Below are 239 nucleotides of genomic sequence, written 5' to 3'. Positions count from 1 at the left end.
AAATTATCCAATATTGGCGACGTGATCAATGCGGCGATGCAGGAGTTTAATCCTGAATTTGCAAAAGATAATTTGTATGAAAACGCAGTTTACATATTGACTGCTGCTGCGCCGCCTGAACGTTCGTGCATTACACTTGAAAATTATCCTACTTCGCAAAGGCTTTCAGACCTGTATGTAGCCACAGAAGATAAAAATATTATTCATTTACTGAACACGGAAAAATCAGGCCGCAGGGG

Annotated in this window: 1 protein-coding gene; it reads left to right on the top strand. The window is 40.6% G+C overall.

All coding sequences use genetic code 11. The features are described from left to right. Positions 1 to 21: 21 nt before the first annotated feature. On the top strand, positions 22 to 239 hold a 218-nt coding region (locus tag QCD70_RS19115; protein ID WP_301219228.1), incomplete at its 3' end, for a hypothetical protein.

The sequence above is a fragment of the Agreia sp. PsM10 genome (genome assembly GCF_030433855.1).
Taxonomy (GTDB): Bacteria; Actinomycetota; Actinomycetes; order Actinomycetales; family Microbacteriaceae; genus Agreia.
The sequence above is the reverse complement of the archived record's forward strand: the minus strand, read 5'-3'. Positions and strand labels throughout refer to the sequence as shown.